The organism is Parasaccharibacter sp. TMW2.1890 (assembly GCF_023337645.1).
In the GTDB taxonomy this organism is placed as follows: Bacteria; Pseudomonadota; Alphaproteobacteria; order Acetobacterales; family Acetobacteraceae; genus Bombella; species Bombella apis.
In genome coordinates, this window is the sequence record NZ_NWUV01000002.1 from 197,544 (window position 1) to 215,023 (window position 17,480).

The window sequence follows — 17,480 nt, forward strand, 5'->3', positions numbered from 1 at the left end:
GAAAAGGCCCGCTGCGGAAGAGCGGGCCTTTTTCCATATCAGGAACAACCAGAACCAGCTTACTGTGCTGCACTCTTCAGCCGGGTGTTGCATTCGGAGTAATAACCGCCACCCTTCTGGATCCATTTCAGGCTGCCATTACGCCCGCTGCTTTTATTGGCATTATACTGTGCCAGGCAGGTCTTCATACGCGCCTTGCCCGGTGAGAGAGACGCAAACTCCGGCGAAACACGAGCCGGGAACAGGACATTCCCGCTGGCAACCGGAGCAGCTGCAGCTGGCGCAGCCGGCTTGCCTGTCTCAGCCGGGGCAGAAGCGACCGGCGTGGAGGCGGCAGGAGACTGGGGCTGAGCTGCCGCAGCGCTGCCCGTGCAATGGTCCAGCTTGAAATCGGCATACTTCTGACCATTCAGCGTACCGGCCTTCTTCGCATCGCTGAAAGCCTGACGACAGGCCGCCGCAGACATCTTGCCCGCTGGAGACGGAGCAGCCAGAGCGCCCTGAACACCCAGTACGGAACAGGCCACCATGGGCAGGCACAGACGCAACAGTTTCATAGTCTCACCCCTTTTTCATCGTTCGTGATAGCGCAGCCACAGGGGCAGAACGCCACAGTCAGCCGGGCGGATAGCCCGGCCTCACCGTACTGCCTACCAGCCTTATAGGGCTGCCCTGCCTCCGGCAAGAGACAAAACAGCCCTGCCAGTGCCTCAGTTCAGTCGCTCGCCATGCTGGGTCAGGTCCAGACCCATCTGCTCTTCCTCGGCAGAGACACGCATGCCGATCAGCCTGTCCACAACCCAGAAAATGAGGGCCGTCAGCACGACAGACCAGACAATCGTGACACCGACAGCCTCAGCCTGCCGGAGAAGCTGGCTCCATCCGCCGCTCACACCGGCAGGACTGGCTGCCGTCGCTGAAAGCGGCCCATAAGCAAACACACCTGTCAGAAGGGCTCCGACAATGCCACCAACACCATGCACACCAAAGGCATCCAGACTGTCATCATAGCCCAGCCTGTTCTTCAGCACGGCAGCGCTGTAGAAGCAGACGCCACCGGCTATCAGCCCGATGGCCAGAGCCCCACCGGGCAGCACATAGCCAGCAGCCGGGGTCACAGCCACAAGGCCCGCCACCGCACCAGAGATGATGCCCAGCGCCGTCGGCTTGCCATGCCGCCACCATTCCACCACCATCCAGCCAACACCACCACCAGCAGCGGCGATCTGCGTTGTCAGCATGGCCATGCCGGCACGGCCATTCGCACCGAGTGCCGACCCGGCATTGAAGCCGAACCAGCCCACCCAGAGCAGGGAAGCCCCGATGATGGCATAGGCCAGATTGTGCGGGGACATATCATCCCGCTTCAGCCCATACCGACGGCCGATCATGATGGCACAGACAAGACCAGCCACCCCGGAATTGATATGCACGACCGTTCCACCCGCAAAATCCACGGCACCAAGACCAGCCACCCAGCCCAGCGGACTCCAGACCCAATGGGCAATGGGAGAATAGACCAGCAGGGACCAGAGGATCGTGAACACGCAAAGTGCCGCAAAGCGGATTCGCCCGGCAAAAGCGCCTGTCAGCAGGGCTGGCGTGATGATGGCGAAGGTCATCTGATACATCAGATAGACACTTTCCGGGATGGTCATGGGGGTTTCAGCCGAAGTCCCGGCGCCCAGCGTGAAGGCTCCGTCCGCACCCTGATGGATATGCTCTGCCACACCCCCCAGGAAGAAACGGGACAGATCACCAATCCAGGGTGTGCCCGTCGTGAAGGCCAGACTGTAGCCCAGCACCATCCAGACAATGCTGACAATACAGCATATGCCAAAAGACTGGATCATGGTGGACAACACGTTTTTGCGCCGCACCATCCCGGCATAGAAAAGAGCCAGACCAGGAATGGTCATCAACAGGACCAGCGCCGTGCTGACCAGCATCCAGGCGGTATCACCCGTATCAATCGCACGCATCACAGAGCTCCCTCGCCGGTTTCCCCAGTACGGATACGCACCATCTGTTCCACATTGGTAACCATGATCTTCCCATCACCGATGCGGCCTGTCCGGGCCGTCTCCGTAATGGCCTGGATGATGTCTGGCACACGCTCATCCGCCACGACTGTCTCCACCCTGATCTTGGCAATGAAGCTGACCGTATATTCCGCCCCACGGTAAATTTCCGTCTGGCCTTTCTGGCGCCCAAAGCCCCGTACCTCCGTCACTGTCAGGCCATGCACGCCAAGCTCGGCAAGAGCCTCCCGCACATCGTCCAGTTTGAACGGTTTGATGATCGCCGTTACAAGTTTCATCCCTTGCGGCCCTCTCCCATGGCTCTTCTGCTGCATGAAGACAAAATCGTGCCACCTTCATAACGATTTCTGCAAGACTTTCTTTTCCGCAAGGATAGGGCTAGACACGATAGACCTGCTCCTTTGACGGAAAGTACCGCCATGACGGGAGCATCCTGCCATTCACCGGGCCGGAAGGAACATCTGCCATGGGCACGGATTACGACCTCTGCATAAATGGTGGTGGCCCCATCGGGGCGACACTGGCCTGCCTGCTTGCGCAGAAAGGGCTGCGCATCCTCCTTCTGGAGCGGGCTCCCCTCTCTCCCTCCCCGGCGCAGAATCCCGATGGCCGGGCGTATGCCCTTGCTGAAGGCGTCCGCCCCCTGCTGGAAGAAGCGGGAATCTGGCAGGCCCTGCCCCTGTCTCCCCAGCCCATCACCACCATCCATGTCACCGATAGTCAGGGGCGCATTCCCTCGGCATCCCGCAGCAGCATTGCAGACGGGCTGAGCTTTACCGGTGATGATGCCCCAGAAGGCCGCCCCTTCGGCTGGATGGTGGAGGCCCACAACCTTCTGGCAGCCATCGCCCGTACCCTGATGGCCCAGCCGGGGCTGGATGTCCGGACACCAGCAACGGGCCGCTTCACCTTCTCGCCCGACAGCGCCCAGATCACCCTGGATACGGGGGACACCGTTACGGCCTCCCTTGTCATTGCCGCAGACGGGCGACGCTCCCTCCTCCGCGAGCAGGCCGGCATCGGGCTGACCCGCATTCCCTATCACAAGGTTGCCCTGGTCAGCGTTCTGGCCCATGAGAAACCCCATCACGGCAGTGCTCTGGAAAACTTCCTGCCGCAGGGGCCTTTCGCCCGGCTCCCTCTTCCTGCCACCGAAGCCCACCCTCACCGCTCCGCCATCGTCTGGACAGACCGGCCCGAGCGCATCGACCATTTCACCCGGCTTGATGCCCGCAGCTTTGCCCGGCTGGTTCAGGACCGTCTCTGTGGGGAAGACCTTGGTGCGCTGGAGCAGGCAGGCACCCACTGGACGTACCCTCTGGCATCGCAATATGCCCATCGCTATTGCGCCACACGGCTGCTTCTGGCCGGGGATGCAGCGCACGGGCTGCACCCCGTGGCGGGTCAGGGCATGAATCTCGGCTTCCGTGATGTCCGCACCCTGAATGACCTTCTGGGAGACGCCCATGCGCAGGGACAGGATCTAGGAGACCCTGCACTGCTGCGACGCTATCAGCGTCTCAGCCGTCCGGGCAATCTCGCCATGCTGGCAGGCTGCGACATGATGGAGCGGCTCTTCAGCACCGACATGCCCCTCATCCGTCATGCTCGCCATGCGGGACTCATGGCCCTGAAGCGCCTGCCATCCCTGCGTCATGGTTTTGTCCAACGTGCCATGGGGCTATAAGAAAACAGCTATGGCCACTTTTCTCGACAGGTTTCCACACTCCTCATCAGAGCCCGGATTTCTGGAAGAATTCTGGACCACCATGCGGGCGCAGGCCTGCGGCTGTTCCGATGCTCTGATCCAGGGGCTTTTTGCAGTGAATATCTGCAACCATGCGGATTTTGCCTCTGCCCTGACATCACTGATCAGCGCCAAGCTGACAGACCGGGCCATGTCGGAAGCCGCCCTGATGCACCTTGTCGCCTCCACGCTGGAGGCCAGTCCCGACATCGTCCGGGCTGCAGCATCAGATATCGTGGCGACCTTCCAGCGGGACCCCGCCTGCCCGGACCTTGCTACGCCGTTCCTGTTCTTCAAGGGGTTTCATGCCCTGCAATCCTACCGTATTGCCCATCATCTCTGGCTGGCTGGCCGCAGACCACTGGCCTATCACTTCCAGAGCCGTGTGAACGAGAAATTCGGTATCGACATCCACCCTGCCGCCCGTATCGGCCAGCGCATCACAATCGATCACGGCACAGGTATCGTCATCGGGGAAACCACCATCATTGAGGATGACGTCTCCCTCTTTCAGGGGGTCACGCTCGGGGGAACCGGCAAAAACAGCGGGCAGCGCCATCCTGTCATCCGGCAGGGCTGCATGATTGGCGCTGGTGCCAAAATACTGGGCCATCTGGAAATCGGTGCCCATGCCCGTGTCGGAGCCGCTTCTGTCGTGCTGGGCAATGTCCCGCCCCGTTCCACCGCCGTGGGCAACCCCGCCCGTATCGTCCGTTTTGGCGACATGGACCAGGACTTCACGAATTATCAGATATGACCGGCACGCCCCGACTTATCCCCAGTTCAGGGGACAGGTTGGGGCATCACCCTGTGTGCCAGGACGGGAAGAATGTGGATGGAATCAGGCGACTCCTGAGAAAACCGCCCTCTTCTACTGTTGATGATCTGTTCCGGCCCTCTTTTCAGCTCACCACAAAGCCGGAACACCCACCAATGAAAAAGCCGGACCGATGCATGACTGCACCGGCCCGGCTCCTTTCCCAGGATTCAGCTCCTGAAAGCCTCAGCCCTTACTGGCGGGAAAAATGGAAGCTCATCCCGTAATCATAGGTCTGACCCGGCTTCAGCTCGATGCTCGGGAAGTTCGGCATGTTCGGGCTGTTCGGGAAGAATTCAGGCTCGAAAGCCAGAGCTTCCCATTTGCCATATGGACGGCCAGACGGCCCCTGATAATTGCCATACAGATGGTTGCCGGAATAGAACTGCATCCCCGGCATATTGGTGGCAACTTCCATCACACGACCGGAACGGGGATCCGTCACACGGGCCACGACACGCTCCGTATTGCCCGGCTGGGATGGGCCGATGAGGACCATGCACTTGTCATAGCCACCCTGCGGAGCCATCTGCGGGTCTGCACTGCCCAGACCTTCACCCACCGTGCGGGGCTGACGGAAATCGAACGGTGTCCCCTCAACAGAGGCCAGCTCACCCGTCGGAATGGAGTGCTCGTCTGTCCTCAGGAAACGGTCGGCATAGATCTGCACCACTTCCGGAGCAATGCTCCCGGAACCCTCGCCATTGAGGTTCCAGTAGTTGTGCGTGGACAGGTTCACGACCGTCGGAGCCTTGGTCGTCGCATTGAACTTCAGGCTCAGCGTGTCGTTGCCGCTCAGACGATAGGTAACCTGCGTCTTCAGCTCACCCGGGAAGCCCTGATCACCATCGGGGCTGACCATCTTCAGCACAACATAGGCCCCCTGGGAGTCCACGCCCTTGCGAACGATCTTCCAGAGTTTGCGGTCAAAGCTCTCAGCACCGCCATGGAGGGTGTTCGGCCCCTCATTGACGCTCGTATGATACTTCTCACCTTCCAGAGTGAAGACACCACCGGAAATACGGTTGGCCACACGCCCCAGCACGGCACCGAAGTGCGGGTCGGAGTTATGGTTTTCGTACCCGGCAATGTTCGGAAAGCCCAGAACAACGTTCCCCAGGCGGCCATTGCGGTCCGGCACGTCCATCTCATGGATGATGGCGCCATAGGTCAGCACGACAACCTTCACCCCATGATCATTGGTCAGGGTGATTGCCTGCACCTTCTTGCCAGTGGAAAGACGACCCCAGTCCTTTGTCTGGACCGTTGGCGCTGCGGCAGCCATGCCAGACAGGGCCACACTGGCAACCAAAGCGCTGGCAGACAGAAGCCAGCTGCGACTCTTCAGAAAAGACATAAAATCTCTCGCACTCCACGAAATACAGGACCCGCCAGGACGACGGGCTGCGCTCCTCCCGGGAGGGGCCGGAACACGTCCCCTTCAGGGCTGGTGTCCATCAGAAAACCTAACGATGCAAAAATGCAATACTTCTTTTTCTTAACATGCCTGATATTCGAAAGGGGTAGGCAGCATGGAGCAAGTACCATATGCTTGAGTTCACTGGTCTTCATGACTTGCGCATGTGGAATCAGACGTATGTTACGGCCCGTTCCCGTTAAAGGTACGCCGCTGCCATCTCCTGGTGGATGACGTGGCAAGCCGCATAGCCGGGCCTTGAAGAAAGAAAAAAACAGGAGCGGCAGCAGCATGGCGTGCACAGGCAGCACAAAACAGCATCATCGAGGCAGACTCACTGCACTTTCCGCACTGGTCGGCTGCCTGGCCCTGCTGTCGCTCGGCGGGTGTGGTTCCCTCCACGCCAAGCCGCCGACCGACCCAGACGATCTGGCGGATTACAAGGCGGTCAACGACCCTTACGAGCCTTTCAACCGCAAGATGTTCAGCCTCAACATGTGGGTCTATCACAAGGCCCTGCGGCCGGTAGGACGGTTCTGGAAGAACAACATTCCCCAGCCCATCCGCACCTCTGTCGCCACGCTGAACGAGACATGGCGCCAACCCGCCGTCTTCTTCTCCGATGTGGGGGCAGGGCGCCCGCGGCGTGCGGGGGATTCCTTCATGCGTTTCCTACTGAACATGACGACGGCTGGCTTCTATGACGTTGCCCAGCATCTTGGCTACAAGCAGCATGAGACAGACCCTGGCATGGTCATGGCGCTGTGGGGGGTCAAATCCGGGCCTTACATTTTCCTGCCCGGGCTTGGTCCTACCAATTTCCGTGATGCCGCAGGCTATGCCATCGGCCAGGGGCTGACACCCATCAACTACGTGCCCAGAGGGTATGGCCTCATCAGCTTCAACTGGGGCTACAACATTCTCGGCACCTTCAATACCTTTGCAGACAGTACAGACCAGCTGGACCAGCTGGAACACCAAAGTCTCGACCCTTATGCTTTCATGCGAAGTGCATGGCAGCAGCAGCGTCAGAGCCAGATCGATACCCTCAAGGCTGATCACCGCGCCACCACCCCCGACTGGTACTGACCATTCCGTCCCCATGAGGACAGCCTTTATTGGAAGGATCCCTAAACATGATGCTCCGTCAGCTTACACGCCGCACCATTCTGGGAGCTGCCAGCCTGTTCGCTCTCATTCCCACGCTGGCCTTCGCCACTCCCTCCAGTGATGAAGCAAAGGCGTTTGTCAATGATTTTGGCGGGAAACTGGTGGCCGTCCTGAACAGCGACACTTCGCTGGACAAAAAGCGCGAAGCCCTTCTGCCCCTCCTGCGGGCCAATGTGGACGTACCAGGAATCGGCCGCTACTGCCTGGGCCGCTACTGGCGGATCGCCACGCCGGAACAGCAGAAGCTTTATCTTGAGCTGTTTCAGGACGTACTGCTGAATGCTGTCACGGCCCGCGTGGGGGAATATCAGAACATTTCCGTCCGCCTGGTGGACAGTGTGCCCTCCCCGGCAGGCCAGAAGGTGACCCTTCAGATTTCCCGTCCGCATCAGCCCCCCATCCTGATGACGGCCGTCATTGATGGCGAACCGCCCAAGGTGGTGGACCTGTATGGTGAGGGTGCCAGCATGCGCCTGACACAGCGCAGCGACTACACGACCTACCTCACCCGCCATGGCGGGCAGGTGCAGACATTGATCGACGCCCTCAAGCATCAGCTGGGTCGTCACTGATCTCTCCATTCACAACGGATCAGCAACGTGGAGGGGGCCATAAGCCCCCTTTTCGCTGACTGGCCTGTTTCTCCAACCATGTCCCCGGAATGACTGACGACCTCTCCCTCTTCGATTTCACGCTCCCTCGTGACCATATCGCCACAGAACCTGCCCGCCCCCGTGACATGGCACAGCTCCTGCATGTCGTCCCACCGGCCCTTGCAGGAACTGATGATGCAACCCTCTCCCTCCATCGCATCCGCAATCTTCCCGAACTGCTGAAGGAAGGCGACCTGCTCGTCGCCAATGATACGGAAGTCATCCGGGCAAAAATGGAGGCCCGACGGGGTGACGCAAAAATCGGCATCACGCTGGACCGCATCCTGCCGGAAGGGCAGTGGCATGCCCTCGCCCGCAATGCCCGCAAGCTCCGCCCCGGCGACCGGCTCCACTTCGAGGATGATCCCGTCACGGCGGACGTCCTGACCAATGAGGGCGATGGGGCCGTGACCCTCCGCTTCTCGGTCGAAGGCGATGAGTTCGATGACTTTCTGGAACGCCGGGCCGCCCTGGCCCTGCCGCCTTACATTGCCCGCCCCAATGGTCCGACTGAAGCCGACAACAGCGACTACCGCACCATTTTCTCCCGCTTTCGTGGAGCCGTGGCGGCACCGACGGCAGGACTGCATTTCACGGAAGAACTGCTGGAGGCCCTTGCGGCCAGAGGCATACAAAAACAGACCCTCACCCTGCATGTCGGAGCCGGGACGTTCCTGCCCGTCCGCAGCACCATTGCCGAACATAAAATGCATGCGGAATGGGGCCATATTGATGAGGAAACGGCCCGTCTCATCAACGGGACCCGTGCCAATGGCGGCCGTGTCGTTGCCGTAGGCACCACCAGCCTGCGCCTGCTGGAAAGTGCGGCGGATGAACAGGGTATCGTTCATCCATGGACAGGCGAAACCTCCATCTTCATCCGGCCGGGCTACCGCTTCCGGGCGGTGGACGCCCTGCTGACCAACTTCCACCTGCCCCGCTCCACCCTTTTCATGCTGGTCTGTGCCTTTGCCGGTACGGAGACCATGCGCCATGCCTATCATCACGCCATTGCCGAAGGGCTGCGCTTCTATTCCTACGGTGATGCCTGCCTTCTGGAACGTGCCCCATGACGACCGAGTCCACCCGCCCCAACCTTACCCCATCCGACCGCATGCACTGGCAGAAAGACGCCCAGTGTGGGCGGGCCCGGGCAGGCTGGCTGCATACCCGTCATGGCAGCGTACCGACACCGACCTTCATGCCGGTCGGAACCGTCGGGACCGTCAAGGGCATCACGATGGACAATGTGCGGGCCACCGGGGCGGGCATCGTGCTGGGCAACACCTATCACCTCATGCTGCGCCCCACGGCAGAGCGGGTCCAGCGTCTCGGCGGGCTGCACCGCATGATGGACTGGCCCGGCCCCATCCTGACAGATTCCGGCGGGTTTCAGGTCATGTCTCTGGGGCCACTGCGGAAGATGGATGAGGATGGCGTCACCTTCCGTTCCCACATTGATGGCAGCTCCCACCGTCTGACGCCTGAAAGCTCGACGGACATCCAGTACAAACTGGATGCCACCATCACCATGGCCTTTGATGAATGTCCGGCCCTGCCCGCCACGAAGGACGTGCTGGAAGCCTCCATGGAGCGGTCCATGCGATGGGCCGCCCGCTCCCGTGAAGCCTTCATCGCCCGCCCCGGCTATGGGCAGTTCGGCATCGTGCAGGGCGGCACGGAACAGGACCTGCGGGAACGCTCCGCCCTTGCCCTGCGGGAGATCGGCTTCGAGGGCTACGCCATCGGGGGGCTTGCCGTAGGCGAAGGGCAGGAGCTGATGTTCTCCACGCTGGATTACACGACTCCCATGCTGCCCGAGGACCAGCCCCGCTATCTGATGGGCGTCGGCACGCCAGATGACCTGCTGGGTGCCGTCATGCGGGGCTGCGACATGTTCGACTGCGTCATGCCGTCCCGTGCAGGCCGTACTGCCCGGGCCTATACGGAGCGGGGCACGCTGAATCTCCGCAATGCCCGCTTCGCCGAGGACACCCGTCCCATCTCCCCCGAAGATGACAGCCCGATGGCAGGCCGGTACAGCCGGGCCTATCTGCACCACCTCTTCCGGGCCAACGAGATGCTCGGGCCGATGCTCCTGACCCTCCACAATCTCGCCTATTATCAGCGGCTCATGCGCCAGATACGGGCCGCCATCGTGGCAGGAACGCTGGAACAGACCGCCACCCAGCTCCGCCAGAACTGGGCCAGGGGCGACTGGAGCGAGGATGAATGGCCCATGCCCCGCTACCAGCAGGGCTAGGTCGTTCCTTCAGGGCACCTGTCCTTCATAGCTCCCCCAATGGGTGGCCAGCTCCCGCACGATTGGGCTGGCCACCTGATAGGCCGCACTGGTGGAGGCATAAAGGCCCGGCAGGTTTTCCTCATGCGCTGCATTGGCCAGCATGGTGGCCGGTGCCACGCCGTTGGGCGGCATGTCGAAATTGCTGGTCGTCCGCAGGATGAGGAGGCGCCGGTCATCCACACGTCCTGCTCTGGCCTGCAACGCCAGTGCCTGACAGAGGCCAATGTCCTCCTCTGCCGTCGTGACCATCTCGCCCTGATGGTCCGTCCAGTAAGCGACCCAGCGTTCCGCCCACCGGTTCATGAGCGCTCCAAGCCAGTATGTCTCACCGGAAATCGTATCACCCATCATCACATGCGGCGGCTTCAGTGCCTCGGGGAACCCCTGATAGGCCCGGCGATGGGCCTGAAGTTTTTCATTGTCCGGCAGAGCGATATGGCGTGTCCTTTCATAAGCCCAGCGCACAAGGGAAGGTCGCAACGTATAGGCCATGTCCCCAGCGATGGAATGGAGCGGTGGCCGTGGCTGCTCATCCGGTACATGGCCCTGCAACGGCGTAAAACCATCCGGCCAATCGGACGGAATTTCACGTGAATCAATCAGATGGGCTGCCCCGCCATTCACGACATGCAGCGCCCAGGCGGCAGACCCGATGCTGCCCTTATTGGGATTCACACCGGCAATCCCTGCCAGAACGAAATAGGCATGGCGGAGGTCAAACCGGGGGTCCAGCGCCAGAGCGGTAATGGCCGCTGCCATATGGCCCGGTCCCTCACCACTGACCAGCCCAAGCACATGGTCTTGCGCATTATAGCGAAGGACACCGTGCTCCGTCCCCGGTGCAGGCAGTGTTTGTTCCAGCGGGTACTGTTCCACCCAGTGCTGGAACTCTCCCGGCATGTCGCCACTATCCTGCCCCAGCTCGAAGGTTGTCACCACCACGACGTGTACCTCCAGCGGGGCAGCCTGTGCCGGACGGGCAGACCCCGCCCCCGCTGCCACCAGCCCGACCAGAAGACCAAGACCATACATCCAGCCCGCCTTCACTGCCTGTCTCATCACATGCCTTTCCTTCCCATCGTTCTCTCCGGCCTGTCTCAGGGCACGGACCGCAGCAGGGGATTCTTCATCACATCCTGCCCGAAAGCCTGAAAACGGGCCTCCAGCTGCCATTGCAGCCGTGCCTTCATATTGTCCTTCAGAAACCGTTCACAGGCTGGAGCGGCGCTTCCACCCGGCACCATGCCCGAACAGGCCGGCACAGCCTGCCCCAGATGATGCCCGGCCCAGAGGCTCTGCCCCGGCATGAACCCATATTCCAGCCCCGTACGGGACAGCTGGACAAGTGTCGGATAATCCAGATGGTAGGCCAATACGGCCCGCATGTATTCCTGCGTCAGATCGCTACGGGACACACCTTCATCATCTGTCGAGAGCGCCACGGGCACACCGGCCTGCCTGTAAAGCGAAAAAGGATGCCGCCCATCCCGGATACCCAGAATCTCATCATTGCTGGTCAGATTGATCTCCACCAGAATGGAGCGCCGTGCCATCTCTTCCAGCAGAGAGGCCGGGTCATGCTCCCACAGAACATCCACACCATGGCCGATCCGCTTGGCCCCCGCCACGTCAATCGCCGCCCGGATATGATGGTCCAGATCGCCCAGCGGCACGAGAGACGGTGTCACCTCCCCCGCATGAAGGCTCAGATTCGTCCCCGGATACAGCCGGTTCAGAGTATGGAACATCTGCATGTGCAGGTCATAGTCCCGCAGGGCCACCGGATCATCTTCCGGCGCCACGATGTTGACGCCGACCAGCCGGGTATCCTGGCGGGCACTCTCATACGCCGCCACGAGCTGTACCCAGACAAACGGTGCCGGAAATGTCCGCAGGGCGGAATACTGATAGCGCACCGTCACCCCACACCCTGCGGAAGCCTGCGCTGTGCCGCACTTCATGATGGTTCGGGCACGGGCCTCCATCTCATCAATGGCCACATGGGACAGGGCTGCCATCCGCCCCAGGGCGGGCTTCAGAACCTCATAAGCCCGACTGAAATCAGCTTCCGTCCTCAAGGGAGGCAGGGCAGCAGCCTTCATCATCTCCCCCAATGCATCAAAGGTAATGGGAGCGATCTGCAATTCCAGATACTGCACATTGTCACGGGCAGCCCGCTCGGCAGCCTCGGCCAGCATGTCCCCCTGATGCCTTGACTCCACCGCCATGAACCGCAGAAAGGTCGCAAAGAAATGATCATGGCCGGAGCGGTCATGTTCCGTAGGAATGAAATTGCGCATGGACAACGCATTGACCATCTCATTCCAGCCGGTTCCATTCCCTGGCAGACCATCTGCCGGAACCTGCCCCTCCCCCGGCTTTGGGCAATGACTGGCCAGAATGGTCCGCTCCTTCAGCGAAACGCAGAGGCCATCCCCCGCTGCCCATTTGAGGAAACTCTCGGCATAGACCGCCCCGGAAAGATGGTTGTGCAGGTCCGCTCCCTTGGGGAAGGCCCGCAGGAACAGCTCCAGCCGGACAGGGTCGGTCTTCACCCTTTCGAACAGGGTCGCCACGGAAGGCGGGGCCGCCACCGGGTCAGCAGACACCCGACCTGTCTGGCCAGCAAGAAAGACAAAAAGGGCAAAAACAGCAGGACAAAAGAATCTCATGCCTCATGATGGCGGCCTGCGCCGGAGCTGACAAGAAAATCCCTTTCCACACACAATGCCAGCTGCCACACTTCCCCCATGCACGCTCCTCCTCCACCCCCACCACAGTTGCAGAAGCGCAGCCTCAGCCTGTACGGGCACAGAACCTCCATCGCTCTGGAAGCCGAATTCTGGCAGGTTCTGGAGACCATGGCCCGTGCCGAACAGCTTGCCCTGGCAGCCTTCATCGCCCGGCTGGACAGGCATCGCCCCCCGGAACAGACGCTGGCCTCCCTGCTTCGCCTCACGGCACTACGCTTTGCCCTGAACCAGGCCCCGTCAGCCCCCGTGTGACCCGTCTTGGAAAGACCGCATATTCCTGTTCCGCCCTCCCCTGTCCCCGTGATAGAGTTTACAACCATGTGAACAGGGGGGGGGCATCGATGGCTTTCTGGGGGAAAATGTTTGGTGGTATTGCCGGTTTTGCCGCCGGGGGGCCGGTCGGCGGTCTTCTCGGGGCCATTCTGGGCCATATGAGCGATACGGACAGACTGTTGACCCCGCTCTCCGGCACATGGGGCGACCGTTTCCCCGCACGGGGGCAGCCCGACCCGCATAATGCCGCCTTCTTCACCGCCGCAAAACTCTCTGCCCTGCTGGGAAAGACGGATCAGCTCTACGGCCTTGGTGTCGTCACGCTCTCCGCCAAGCTGGCCAAAATCGATGGCCCCGTGAACCGGGCCGAGATTGAAGCCTTCAAGACGGCCTTCCGGTTCCCTGAAGACAACCAGAAAGAGGTTGGCCTGCTTTTTGACCGGGCCCGGAACCGGACGGACGATTTCGAACTTTATGCCCGTGAGCTGGGTCGTGCCTTTGCCGACAAGCCGGAGCCGCTGGAAACACTGCTCAGCGTCCTCTTCCGCATTGCCAGGGCAGACCTGCCTGCCGGGGCCCCGCTGCATCCGGCAGAAATGGACTATCTCCGCCGGACGCACAAAGCCTTCCGCCTTTCAGAACGGGCCTGGGAGCGGGCCGAGGACGGCCAGCCCCGGGCTGCCTCCACATCATCAACGGCAGAGTGCTATCGTGTGCTGGGCATCAGTGCAACGGCAACGGATGGCGAAGTCCGGACACGCTGGCGTGTGCTGATCCGTGAACATCACCCGGACCGTCTTGCCCAGCGCCCCATGAGCGATGCTCAACGGAAAGCAGCACAGGAGCGTGTGGCCCGCATCAATGCCGCATGGGACCAGATAAAGCGGGACCGTGGCCTGTAAGGCGGGTCTGCTCCATCACGGCTGGGGTTGCTGTCCCCCCAATGGCACAGCCACCCAGCGCAGCCCCTCACCATCCTGCACCAACAGAAGAATATCCGTCCGCTTCAGCTCACGGGCACGGTCCAGCGCAGCCTGCAGGGCCTCCGGTGTATTGACCTCCTGCTGCCCGACCTGAAGCACCAGATTCCCTTCCGTCAACCCACGGCTGGCAGCGGGGCTACCCTCATAGACACGCATCACCAGCACACCCCTCTGGCTGTCAGTCAGGCCATACTGCGTCCGGGCCGCTTCATCGACCACGCCCAGCTTCACCCCCAGTTCTTTCAGGGTCTTTACCGGATGTTCCGGCGGGTGCGTGTCGGAAGGAAGGGGATCCTTCTCATCGGGGTTGCGCCCCAGGGTCAGATCCAGCGTCTGATAGCTGCCACGCCGCCAAAGGGTGAAATGCACCGTCTCTCCCGGTTGATACCCCGCCACGAGCCGGGGCAGGGTCTGGCCTGTCACCGGCTGACCATTCAGGGCTGTCAGAATGTCCCCAACCTGCAAACCTGCCTTCCGGGCCGGCCCATCCTTGCTGACCTCGGCAACGATGGCCCCCGTTCCCCGTTCTTTTCCGGGCACATCCGCTTTCCAGAAATCAAGGTCTTCTGCCATGTTGCGGGTGACATCCTGATAGCGCACACCCAACCAGCCACGCCGGACATGGCCTGTCTGCCGCAACTGGTTGATGATGCCTCGGGCATCATCCGAAGGAATGGCAAAGCCGATGCCGATGGAATCCCCACCAGACCCGCCATAAATCAACGTATTGATCCCGATGACCTCACCCTTCAGATTGAAGAGCGGGCCACCTGAATTACCGTGATTGATGGCTGCGTCCGTCTGGATGAAGTCGTCATACAAACCGTGATCGACATTCCGCTTGCGGGACGAAATGATGCCAGCTGTCACCGTGCCACTCAGACCGAACGGATTGCCGATGGCCAGCACCCAGTCTCCGATGCGGGCATCGTCACTATGCCCCAACGGGACGGACGGCAGGGGCCGGTCTGCCTTCACCTGAAGGACGGCAAGGTCCTCCTTGCTGTCCCGCCCGACAATCCGTGCCGGATATTCCGTCCCATCCGACAGAGTCACGCTCACCTGCTGGGCATTGTCAATGACGTGATTGTTCGTCACCACCACGCCAGAAGGATCGATGATGAAGCCGGACCCCAGCGCCTGTACCTGACGGGCAGGGTGCCCATCGGCATGACGGCGGTGGAGATAATCATGGAAAAACTTCTCGAGCGGTGACCCTGGCGGGAAAGGGGATGATTGCGGCCCGGACGGTGTACTGCCATCCGGCCCGTCCGGCTGCTGTTCATCAGGGTGGATCACGCTGGAGACGGAAATATTCACCACAGCAGGCAGGAGCCGCTCCACCAGTGCCGCAAAACCGGGCATCATGGCCGCCTCATGCGCAGCACGGGTTGTCACGCTCCCCCCCTGCGGCAGCTCTTCCCCCGGCAGGGTCGGCATCGGCACATCATCCTGCGCCCAGGCTCCACCGGACTGGCCAAGAATACCAGAAAGCACGCAACAGGACAGCCAGCGGGCCACCCTCATGCGGGAGGAAGACAGAAGAGAAGAAGACATGAATCGGCTCATGCTGTAGAATCTACTCCACGGCGGACCGGACGTCATCCTTCCAGCCTGCAAGTTTGTGTTTTTTTGCCTCATGAGGGGCGTTGCATGAGAGGTCCTGCCCCATGACAGCCACCGACATCTCTTCCCTGAAAGACCTCATCTCCGACTTTCTCACAGCAGAAGAGCCTGCACGTCAGACCAGCATAGAAGCACTGACACTGGAAGATGGCCATCTCCACCTCATTCTGCGGACAACAGCTAAAGGTGCGGCGTTCCTCCAAGACGCTCAGACGACACTGGAGGACAGGCTCAGGCAGCACCCCGCCGTCAGCAGTCTGACCCTGTCCCTCACAGCTCATCGCCCGGCAGGCCCCGCCCCCCGCAAGGCCGGTGCAGAAAGCGGGCACCGGCCTCTGGCCCTCGGGAAGCGACCCACAGGCCGCTCCGCCCCCCCGGAAGCCTGCTTGCCCGATGTGCGGGCCGTCATTGCCGTGGCGTCCGGCAAGGGAGGCGTGGGGAAGTCCACCACAGCCGTCAATCTGGCATGCAGCCTGGCCCGGCTGGACCTTCGGACCGGCCTGCTGGATGCTGACATTTACGGCCCCTCTCTTCCCCACATGCTGGGTGAAACCCAGAAACCTGTTGTCGAGAATGGCAGGCTGCGCCCACTGGAACGCTGGGGCATGGAGACGATGTCCATCGGCTATCTGGTTGACAAGGAACAGGCCATGATCTGGCGTGGTCCCATGGTCATGGGCGCCCTGACCCAGCTCATGAGTGATGTGTCCTGGGGGGCGCTGGATGTACTGGTGGTCGATCTGCCACCCGGCACCGGAGATGCCCAGCTGACCCTGACCCGCAAGCTTTCGGACAAGCTGAAGGCCGGTGGGGCCGTCATCGTCTCCACCCCGCAGGACATTGCCCTGCTTGATGCCCGCCGGGGTGTCACGCTGTTTGAGAAGACCGAAACGCCCGTGCTGGGGCTGATCGAGAACATGTCCTATTTCTGCTGCCCGCACTGTCAGGAACGGACTGACCTCTTCGGCCATGGTGGGGCCCGCAAGGAAGCAGAGGCCCTCAACATTCCTTTCCTTGGGGAAATTCCCCTGCTGCGGGATATAAGATGCAGTGCTGATGAAGGGACCCCTCTTGTCCTGCGTGACCCGGATCATCCTGCATCACAGGCTTACAGAGCCATTGCCCGCACCCTGAAGGATAGACTGTTTCCCTCTTCATGCTGACCGGCAATCCTGTCCACCTCTTTGACCAACCCACGGAAGCCCATGCCGACTTTCTGCCATCCCCGTTTCTTCCTCCTGACAGGCCTTGTGCTCTCCCTGCTCAGCATGGGGGGCTGTAACAGACCCAACCAGGCTATCGGCCATCGTGGCCTTTCTTCTGATGGCTATGGCTTTGTACAGGATGGCCCTGTCCTTGCGCCCCCAGCCCATCTCATGCAGCACCAGAAGCCCGCCACCACGGGCCGCTGACCTGTCCGGCTGTTTCCTGGCCGGGATTTTTTCCCCACTCCCCTGATTTTCCACTTGATTTCTGGAGGGAAAAATGAGATGTACGGCCCCGTTGCCGGATTAGCACAGTGGTAGTGCAGCGGTTTTGTAAACCGAAGGCCGGGAGTTCGAATCTCTCATCCGGCACCACGATTTTCCCTGAAAATAGGCCGTTCCCCAGTGCTTCATGTCTGACGCATGTAGTATGTAAGACGCTGCTTTCCGTCCCCTACCCGACACGAAACCGGGCCCCCCGCGACGCAC

17 protein-coding genes and 1 tRNA gene are annotated in these 17,480 nt (G+C 61.1%); 11 read left to right on the forward strand and 7 right to left on the reverse strand.

What is annotated here, in order from left to right; all coding sequences use genetic code 11:
- Positions 1 to 59 precede the first annotated feature (59 nt).
- The 3 genes from CPA54_RS05625 to CPA54_RS05635 form a co-directional block, all read right to left on the reverse strand.
- Positions 60 to 557, reverse strand: coding sequence for a hypothetical protein (locus CPA54_RS05625; RefSeq protein ID WP_227656506.1), 498 nt, complete (start codon positions 555 to 557; stop codon positions 60 to 62).
- Between the two features lie 153 nt (positions 558 to 710).
- Entirely contained in the window at positions 711 to 1,982 is a 1,272-nt protein-coding gene (locus CPA54_RS05630) for an ammonium transporter (RefSeq protein ID WP_043558267.1), read from the reverse strand.
- Positions 1,982 to 2,320: a P-II family nitrogen regulator gene (locus tag CPA54_RS05635; RefSeq protein WP_043558265.1), complete on the reverse strand. Its 339-nt coding sequence runs from the start codon at positions 2,318 to 2,320 to the stop codon at positions 1,982 to 1,984. Before CPA54_RS05635 ends, CPA54_RS05630 begins: the two co-directional genes overlap by 1 nt.
- A 188-nt stretch (positions 2,321 to 2,508) precedes the next feature.
- On the opposite strand from CPA54_RS05635, the gene CPA54_RS05640 reads away from it, so the two are divergent.
- Positions 2,509 to 3,729, forward strand: coding sequence for an FAD-dependent monooxygenase (locus CPA54_RS05640; protein WP_249085804.1), 1,221 nt, complete (start codon positions 2,509 to 2,511; stop codon positions 3,727 to 3,729).
- 82 nt (positions 3,730 to 3,811) lie between these two features.
- Positions 3,812 to 4,546: a serine O-acetyltransferase gene (cysE, locus tag CPA54_RS05645; RefSeq protein WP_227449693.1), complete on the forward strand. Its 735-nt coding sequence runs from the start codon at positions 3,812 to 3,814 to the stop codon at positions 4,544 to 4,546.
- A 253-nt stretch (positions 4,547 to 4,799) separates the two neighbouring features.
- On the opposite strand, the gene CPA54_RS05650 is transcribed toward cysE, so the two are convergent.
- Positions 4,800 to 5,963, reverse strand: a complete 1,164-nt coding sequence (locus CPA54_RS05650; protein ID WP_086431281.1) for an aldose epimerase family protein — start codon at positions 5,961 to 5,963, stop codon at positions 4,800 to 4,802.
- Between the two features lie 351 nt (positions 5,964 to 6,314).
- Between CPA54_RS05650 and CPA54_RS05655 the strand changes: the two genes are divergently transcribed.
- The 4 genes from CPA54_RS05655 to tgt all read left to right on the forward strand — a co-directional run bounded on the left by CPA54_RS05655 (position 6,315) and on the right by tgt (position 10,109).
- Positions 6,315 to 7,112, forward strand: a complete 798-nt coding sequence (locus tag CPA54_RS05655) for a VacJ family lipoprotein (protein ID WP_081563399.1) — start codon at positions 6,315 to 6,317, stop codon at positions 7,110 to 7,112.
- 47 nt (positions 7,113 to 7,159) lie between these two features.
- Positions 7,160 to 7,765, forward strand: a complete 606-nt coding sequence (locus tag CPA54_RS05660; protein WP_227449678.1) for a phospholipid-binding protein MlaC — start codon at positions 7,160 to 7,162, stop codon at positions 7,763 to 7,765.
- A gap of 89 nt (positions 7,766 to 7,854) precedes the next feature.
- On the forward strand, positions 7,855 to 8,919 hold the full coding sequence (gene queA, locus CPA54_RS05665) for a tRNA preQ1(34) S-adenosylmethionine ribosyltransferase-isomerase QueA (protein ID WP_081562715.1): 1,065 nt from the start codon (positions 7,855 to 7,857) through the stop codon (positions 8,917 to 8,919).
- A gap of 41 nt (positions 8,920 to 8,960) precedes the next feature.
- Positions 8,961 to 10,109, forward strand: a complete 1,149-nt coding sequence (gene tgt / locus CPA54_RS05670) for a tRNA guanosine(34) transglycosylase Tgt (protein ID WP_086442121.1) — start codon at positions 8,961 to 8,963, stop codon at positions 10,107 to 10,109.
- A gap of 9 nt (positions 10,110 to 10,118) precedes the next feature.
- On the opposite strand, the gene CPA54_RS05675 is transcribed toward tgt, so the two are convergent.
- The gene (locus tag CPA54_RS05675) at positions 10,119 to 11,210 is read right to left on the reverse strand and encodes a purine nucleoside permease (protein ID WP_249080194.1); all 1,092 of its coding nucleotides are present in this window, start codon (positions 11,208 to 11,210) and stop codon (positions 10,119 to 10,121) included.
- 38 nt (positions 11,211 to 11,248) lie between these two features.
- On the reverse strand, positions 11,249 to 12,823 hold the full coding sequence (locus tag CPA54_RS05680) for an adenosine deaminase (protein WP_249080098.1): 1,575 nt from the start codon (positions 12,821 to 12,823) through the stop codon (positions 11,249 to 11,251).
- Positions 12,824 to 12,901: 78 nt separating this feature from the next.
- Between CPA54_RS05680 and CPA54_RS05685 the strand changes: the two genes are divergently transcribed.
- Both CPA54_RS05685 and CPA54_RS05690 read left to right on the forward strand, forming a co-directional pair.
- Entirely contained in the window at positions 12,902 to 13,156 is a 255-nt protein-coding gene (locus tag CPA54_RS05685; protein ID WP_043558252.1) for a ribbon-helix-helix domain-containing protein, read from the forward strand.
- A gap of 89 nt (positions 13,157 to 13,245) precedes the next feature.
- A complete protein-coding gene (locus tag CPA54_RS05690; RefSeq protein WP_043558249.1) occupies positions 13,246 to 14,079 on the forward strand; it encodes a TerB family tellurite resistance protein in 834 nt (277 codons plus the stop codon).
- A gap of 15 nt (positions 14,080 to 14,094) precedes the next feature.
- Here the strand turns inward: CPA54_RS05690 and CPA54_RS05695 are convergent, their stop codons facing one another.
- Complete coding sequence (locus tag CPA54_RS05695; RefSeq protein ID WP_249080102.1) at positions 14,095 to 15,717, reverse strand: Do family serine endopeptidase; 1,623 nt, start codon at positions 15,715 to 15,717, stop codon at positions 14,095 to 14,097.
- A 113-nt stretch (positions 15,718 to 15,830) separates the two neighbouring features.
- On the opposite strand from CPA54_RS05695, the gene CPA54_RS05700 reads away from it, so the two are divergent.
- From CPA54_RS05700 to CPA54_RS05710, 3 genes are all read left to right on the forward strand, one after another.
- Positions 15,831 to 16,949, forward strand: a complete 1,119-nt coding sequence (locus CPA54_RS05700; RefSeq protein WP_249080104.1) for an Mrp/NBP35 family ATP-binding protein — start codon at positions 15,831 to 15,833, stop codon at positions 16,947 to 16,949.
- 42 nt (positions 16,950 to 16,991) lie between these two features.
- A complete protein-coding gene (locus CPA54_RS05705) occupies positions 16,992 to 17,198 on the forward strand; it encodes a hypothetical protein (protein WP_081562719.1) in 207 nt (68 codons plus the stop codon).
- A 93-nt stretch (positions 17,199 to 17,291) separates the two neighbouring features.
- Positions 17,292 to 17,366: transfer RNA gene (locus CPA54_RS05710), tRNA-Thr, on the forward strand.
- Positions 17,367 to 17,480: the final 114 nt, after the last annotated feature.

Bases quoted from the DNA above. Each gene is read 5' to 3' on its own strand.
- CPA54_RS05625 (WP_227656506.1), bottom strand. From the start codon at position 557: ATGAAACTGTTGCGTCTGTGCCTGCCCATGGTGGCCTGTTCCGTACTG.
- CPA54_RS05630 (WP_043558267.1), bottom strand. From the start codon at position 1,982: ATGCGTGCGATTGATACGGGTGATACCGCCTGGATGCTGGTCAGCACG.
- CPA54_RS05635 (WP_043558265.1), bottom strand. From the start codon at position 2,320: ATGAAACTTGTAACGGCGATCATCAAACCGTTCAAACTGGACGATGTG.
- CPA54_RS05640 (WP_249085804.1), top strand. From the start codon at position 2,509: ATGGGCACGGATTACGACCTCTGCATAAATGGTGGTGGCCCCATCGGG.
- cysE (WP_227449693.1), top strand. From the start codon at position 3,812: ATGCGGGCGCAGGCCTGCGGCTGTTCCGATGCTCTGATCCAGGGGCTT.
- CPA54_RS05650 (WP_086431281.1), bottom strand. From the start codon at position 5,963: ATGTCTTTTCTGAAGAGTCGCAGCTGGCTTCTGTCTGCCAGCGCTTTG.
- CPA54_RS05655 (WP_081563399.1), top strand. From the start codon at position 6,315: ATGGCGTGCACAGGCAGCACAAAACAGCATCATCGAGGCAGACTCACT.
- CPA54_RS05660 (WP_227449678.1), top strand. From the start codon at position 7,160: ATGATGCTCCGTCAGCTTACACGCCGCACCATTCTGGGAGCTGCCAGC.
- queA (WP_081562715.1), top strand. From the start codon at position 7,855: ATGACTGACGACCTCTCCCTCTTCGATTTCACGCTCCCTCGTGACCAT.
- tgt (WP_086442121.1), top strand. From the start codon at position 8,961: ATGCACTGGCAGAAAGACGCCCAGTGTGGGCGGGCCCGGGCAGGCTGG.
- CPA54_RS05675 (WP_249080194.1), bottom strand. From the start codon at position 11,210: ATGAGACAGGCAGTGAAGGCGGGCTGGATGTATGGTCTTGGTCTTCTG.
- CPA54_RS05680 (WP_249080098.1), bottom strand. From the start codon at position 12,823: ATGAGATTCTTTTGTCCTGCTGTTTTTGCCCTTTTTGTCTTTCTTGCT.
- CPA54_RS05685 (WP_043558252.1), top strand. From the start codon at position 12,902: ATGCACGCTCCTCCTCCACCCCCACCACAGTTGCAGAAGCGCAGCCTC.
- CPA54_RS05690 (WP_043558249.1), top strand. From the start codon at position 13,246: ATGGCTTTCTGGGGGAAAATGTTTGGTGGTATTGCCGGTTTTGCCGCC.
- CPA54_RS05695 (WP_249080102.1), bottom strand. From the start codon at position 15,717: ATGTCTTCTTCTCTTCTGTCTTCCTCCCGCATGAGGGTGGCCCGCTGG.
- CPA54_RS05700 (WP_249080104.1), top strand. From the start codon at position 15,831: ATGACAGCCACCGACATCTCTTCCCTGAAAGACCTCATCTCCGACTTT.
- CPA54_RS05705 (WP_081562719.1), top strand. From the start codon at position 16,992: ATGCCGACTTTCTGCCATCCCCGTTTCTTCCTCCTGACAGGCCTTGTG.